Annotated in this window: 4 protein-coding genes and 1 pseudogene; 2 read left to right on the top strand and 3 right to left on the bottom strand. The window is 70.7% G+C overall.

Annotated elements, in window-relative coordinates; translation table 11 throughout:
- The coding region (locus tag HW445_RS19225) for a glycosyltransferase family 2 protein (RefSeq protein ID WP_308799489.1) at positions 1-579 on the bottom strand (579 nt) is incomplete at its 3' end.
- Positions 576-1,400 (bottom strand): glycosyltransferase family 2 protein, encoded by an 825-nt coding sequence (locus tag HW445_RS19220; RefSeq protein ID WP_180222229.1) that lies wholly within the window; start codon positions 1,398-1,400, stop codon positions 576-578. The genes HW445_RS19220 and HW445_RS19225, both read right to left, overlap by 4 nt.
- Before the next feature lie 605 nt (positions 1,401-2,005).
- On the opposite strand from HW445_RS19220, the gene HW445_RS19215 reads away from it, so the two are divergent.
- Both HW445_RS19215 and HW445_RS19210 read left to right on the top strand, forming a co-directional pair.
- Positions 2,006-2,809 carry an SGNH/GDSL hydrolase family protein gene (locus HW445_RS19215; protein WP_180222228.1) on the top strand — a complete coding sequence of 268 codons (804 nt, stop codon included), beginning with the start codon at positions 2,006-2,008 and terminating at the stop codon, positions 2,807-2,809.
- 281 nt (positions 2,810-3,090) lie between these two features.
- On the top strand, positions 3,091-3,894 hold the full coding sequence (locus tag HW445_RS19210; protein ID WP_180222227.1) for an SGNH/GDSL hydrolase family protein: 804 nt from the start codon (positions 3,091-3,093) through the stop codon (positions 3,892-3,894).
- 128 nt (positions 3,895-4,022) lie between these two features.
- Here HW445_RS19210 and HW445_RS19205 read toward each other — a convergent pair.
- A pseudogene (locus HW445_RS19205) lies at positions 4,023-4,676 on the bottom strand (serine/threonine protein kinase); the annotation flags it as partial.

Here is a 4,676-nt window from a genome sequence, read left to right as displayed (position 1 = left end):
GAAGCCGCCGGCCGTCTCGAACGCGGTCCGCCGGAACGAGGCGTTGCCGCCCAGCACGTTGCGCACCCGCACCCGGCCGGGCGGCAGGCCGCGGTAGGTGCAGCCCACCACCCAGTCGAACTCCTCCGGGAACCAGGGCGGCCGGCGGCCCGACTCCCAGGCGGGCTCGGTGCGGCCCCCCACCGCCATCACCCGGGGGTCGTCGTACGCCTCGGCGAAGTGGCGCAGCCACCGGGGGTCGGCCACCGCGTCGTCGTCCAGGAAGGCGACCACCTCCCCCCGGGCCTCGGCGATGCCGGTGTTCCGCCCGGCGGACAGGCCGCGCGGGCCGGCGTTGGCGACCACCCGTACCGAGGGATCGTCCTCGTACTCCCGCTCCAGCCTCTCCCGCAGCACCGGGTTGTGGTCGGCCACCAGCAGGGTCTCCAGGGCGGGCCGGGACTGCGCCCGCACCGAGGCCACCGCGGCGAGGATGTCCGTCCAGCGGTCCTCGGTGTAGACGCAGATCACCACCGAGATCTCCGGCAGTGCCGGACCGGCCGGCAGCCCGCTCCTGTCGTGCGCGGCGGGCCTCGTCACGACACCTCGCCGGCGGTCGCGCCGAGCATCGGCGACGGGCGCGAACGCCCGCGCAGAGCACGGCGGTTGGACCGCTCCGCCAGGATCACCCGGAGCACCCGCAATCCGTCCCGGACCGCCCGCAGGTTGCTGACGCCGTGGATGCGCAGGTACTCGTGGCTGGGGATCTCCTGCACCTTGAGACCGGCCTTGACGACACGGATGTTCATCAGGGTCTCGACCTCGAACCCGGTGCAGTCCAGGTCGATCCGGTCCAGGCAGTGACGCCAGAAGGCGTTGTAGCCGTAGCACAGGTCGGTGTAGCGGGCGCCGAACTTCCGGTTGACGGCCGCGCACAGCATGCGGTTGCCCAGCTTGCGGACGAAGGTCATGTCGTCGGTGCCGCCGCCGTTGGCGAACCGCGACCCCTTGGCGAAGTCCGCGCCGGAGACCAGGGCGGAGACGTAGCTGACGATCTCGTTGCCGTCGGCGGAGCCGTCCGCGTCGATCATGACGACGATGTCTCCGGTGCAGGCCGCGAACCCGGCGATCAGGGCGTCCCCCTTGCCCTTGCCGGTCTGCCGCACCACCTTGACGTCCGGCCACAGTTCGCGGGCCACGGCCACGGTGTCGTCGGTGGAGTCGCCGTCGACGAGGACCACCTCGTGGACCCAGTCCGGCAGGGTCTTGAAGACGTACGGAAGGTTCTCCGCCTCGTTCATGGCGGGGATCACCACGCTGACCGGCGGAGCGATGGCCAGGTGCGAGGTGATCGGCCGGTACCGGTCCGCCGCCGTGTAGATGTCGGGCCCCGGCGTGACCGGGGGCAGCACTGCGCTCATGGGTCTGGTCCCTCTCGTCCGGCGGACCGCCCACCCCCGGGCGGCCGCTGTGAGTCCGGTTCGAAAGGGGGGTTCTCACCTACGGCACGCAGGCAGGGATCTGCCCGCGGGCCGGGTGAGCCGGCAGAACTGTCCGTGCCCCGTCGGCCGGAGCCCGGGCGCGCGGCACGACTCGATGACCGGTCGGGTCATCGAGCACCCCCCTACCGCGCGACCGCCCCTGTCCGTCCCGGTTCCGAGCCCTCCCCTGAACCGCACGACGACGGACCGGTGCGTATGAGATGTATGACGATATTGGCAATTGGTCGGTAATCGCAATACCTGAAAGGTGATCCGACGGTTTGCCGGGTTGAGGCGTTCCGTCCGTTTACCGACCCAAGCGCCGCATGGCGGGCCCAATCTGACGCAATGACGGGACAGCGGTCAAGATGCCGAATTCGCGCGGGACGCGCGTTAACTGATGATTCATCGGGGATTGGGTGGGGGATCATCGCCCGTAGGGGGCGTCGGTGCGTGGTTTTGTTGACATGCACACTTCCTGTCAACGCGTGTAGCTGGTACCACAGTTCAGGCAGAGACAACTGCAGAACAGGGAGGCTCCACCCATGAGACGTTTCCGTACGTCCGCCGTCGTGAGCTCGTTCCTCCTCTCCGTAGGCCTCGCCTTCACGGGCGCGTCCGCGGCACAGGCGTCCGCCCAGGCGGCCGGAGCGTACGTCGCGCTCGGCGACTCGTACTCCTCCGGTGTCGGGGCCGGGAGTTACACGGCCGAGAGCGGCAGCTGCAAGCGCAGCACCAACGCGTACCCGCAGCTGTGGGCCAACGCCAACTCGCCGTCGTCGTTCTCGTTCGTGGCCTGCGGGGGAGCCACGACGAGTTCGGTGCGCAGCTCGCAGATGGGCCCGCTCGACGCGAACACCGCCCTGGTCTCGGTGACCGCCGGCGGCAACGACGCCGGCTTCGCGGACGTCATGACGACCTGCGTCATCAGCTCGAACTCGGTGTGTCTCGACCGGATCAACTCGGCGCGGTCGTTCATCACGTCGACGCTGCCGGGGAACCTCGACTCCCTGTACGCCGACATCGAGAACCGTGCCCCCAACGCCCGGGTCGTCGTCCTGGGCTACCCCAAGTTCTACGACGTCGCGGCGGTCTGCGTCGGTCTCTCCGACACCAAGCGTTCGGCGATCAACGCGGCGGCCGACCACCTGAACTCGGTCATCGCCGGGCGTGCTTCGGCCCACGGCTTCGCCTTCGGCGACGTCCGCCCCACCTTCGCGGGGCACGAGATCTGCTCCGGCAGCTCCTGGCTGCACAGCGTGAACTGGACGAACATCGGTGAGTCCTACCACCCGAAGGCGGCCGGCCAGTCCGGCGGCTACCTCCCTGTCCTGAACGCCAACGACTGACCTCCCCGGTGAGTGGCCGCGCCCCCGTCGCCCGTTCAGGGTGCGGGGGCCGCGGTGTCCGGTCCGTTTCCCTCCCGCTGCGATCGATCCGCGGCGAATGCGCCGCGCCTGAGCATTCGTCGGGAATCGGTACGGGATCATCGTCCCGGCCGGTGTCGTCCTTCCGTCCACACGGAGAAAAAGCAGCTCCGGCAGATGAATTTTTGACATGAGCACTTCCCGTCAACGCGCGTAGCTGTCACAGTTCCCGCAGGAAATTCGCAGACCATGGAGGCCCCCCCATGAGACGTGTTCGCGCGTCCGCAGTTGTGAGCTCATTCCTCCTCGCCGTGGCCCTCGCCTTCACCGGTGCGGCGGCGGCACAGGCGTCCACCCAGGCGGCCGGCGCGTACGTGGCGCTCGGCGACTCCTACTCCTCCGGAGTGGGAGCGGGCAGCTACCAGACGTCCAGCGGGACCTGCAAGCGCAGCAACCTCGCGTACCCGCAGCTGTGGGCCAACGCGAACAATCCGTCGGCCTTCTCCTTCATGGCCTGCTCCGGCGCGACGACGAGTTCGGTGCGCAGCTCGCAGATGGCCCCGCTCAACTCCTCCACCGCCCTGGTCTCGGTGAGCGCCGGCGGCAACGACGCCGGGTTCGCCGACGTCATGCAGACCTGTGTGATCAGCAGCGACACGACCTGCCTCAACCGGATCGCCACGGCGCGCAACTACATCACGTCGACGCTGCCCGGGAACCTCAACGCGCTGTACGCCGACATCAAGAACCGCGCCCCCAACGCCCGCGTCGTCGTCCTGGGCTACCCCAAGTTCTACAACGTGGCGGCGATCTGCGCCGGTCTCTCCGACACCAAGCGCACGGCGATCAACCAGGCGGCCGACCTGCTGAACTCGACCACCTCGGGGCGTGCTTCGGCCTACGGGTTCCGCTTCGGCGACGTCCGGCCCACCTTCACCGGGCACGAGCTCTGCTCCGGCGACTCCTGGCTGCACAGCGTGAACATCACGTCCATCGGCGAGTCCTACCACCCGAAGGCCGCGGGCCAGTCGGGCGGTTACCTCCCCGTCCTGAACGCCAACGACTGACGCGGGCGGCCGTGACCGCGCCCCCGTGCCCCGACCGGGCCCGGGGGCGCTGCCGTTCCCGGGCACCGGCCCTCGGGACCCGCCACCCCGGGACCGGCCCGCGGCGGTCCGCGGACCGGTCGGCGGGATCAGTCCTCGCCCTCGTCCGGATCGGGGGAGGGCTCCTCCGAGTGGTCCGGGGGCTCGCACACCACGGCGACGGACACGGAGTCCGAGGTCGCCTCGAGCGGCTCGTCGACCTCGACGCGCACGGACCCCTCGAGTGCCCCCTCCACGCCGTCCAGGTTCAGCGGGACCCGCTCCTCCCGGGTGGTCCGGCCGCCCTCGGGGAAGGCCAGCGTCCGCCATCCCTCGTCCAGCGCGTGGTCGAGGCCGTCGGACACCCACCGGTAGCGCACCTCGGCCGGCAGCCGGCCCACCGTGAACGAGGCGGCCACGGAGGGCCGTTGCTCCGCCGGGGGCGGGCAGGCGCCGGCGTACTCCGTGTGCGAGCCGGTCACCGTGACCCTCACCGTCTGCGCCGGCTGCGTCGAGGGGGACGGGCTCGGGCTCGCCGACGTCGCGGAGGGGGAAGGGCTCGGCTCGTCGTCCTTCCCGGAGGACGGCTCGGCGCCCTGGGTGGTCGCGCCCGAGGTCGCCGAGGCGCCGGGGTCGGAAGGATCGTCCCCGAGGTCCGCCAGCTTCCACGCCAGCCCCGCCACCAGCAGGGCCAGCACCAGCACACCCACCACCAGGGCGGTCCGCGCCCCGTCCCCGCCGCGGTCGTCGTCCGGCCGCCGAGC

Source organism: Streptomyces sp. UH6 (assembly GCF_013421635.1).
In the GTDB taxonomy this organism is placed as follows: Bacteria; Actinomycetota; Actinomycetes; order Streptomycetales; family Streptomycetaceae; genus Streptomyces; species Streptomyces abyssomicinicus.
The sequence above is the reverse complement of the archived record's forward strand: the minus strand, read 5'-3'. Positions and strand labels throughout refer to the sequence as shown.

Excerpts from the sequence above, each read along its gene's own strand:
- HW445_RS19220 (WP_180222229.1), bottom strand. The coding sequence starts at position 1,400 with ATGAGCGCAGTGCTGCCCCCGGTCACGCCGGGGCCCGACATCTACACG.
- HW445_RS19215 (WP_180222228.1), top strand. The coding sequence starts at position 2,006 with ATGAGACGTTTCCGTACGTCCGCCGTCGTGAGCTCGTTCCTCCTCTCC.
- HW445_RS19210 (WP_180222227.1), top strand. The coding sequence starts at position 3,091 with ATGAGACGTGTTCGCGCGTCCGCAGTTGTGAGCTCATTCCTCCTCGCC.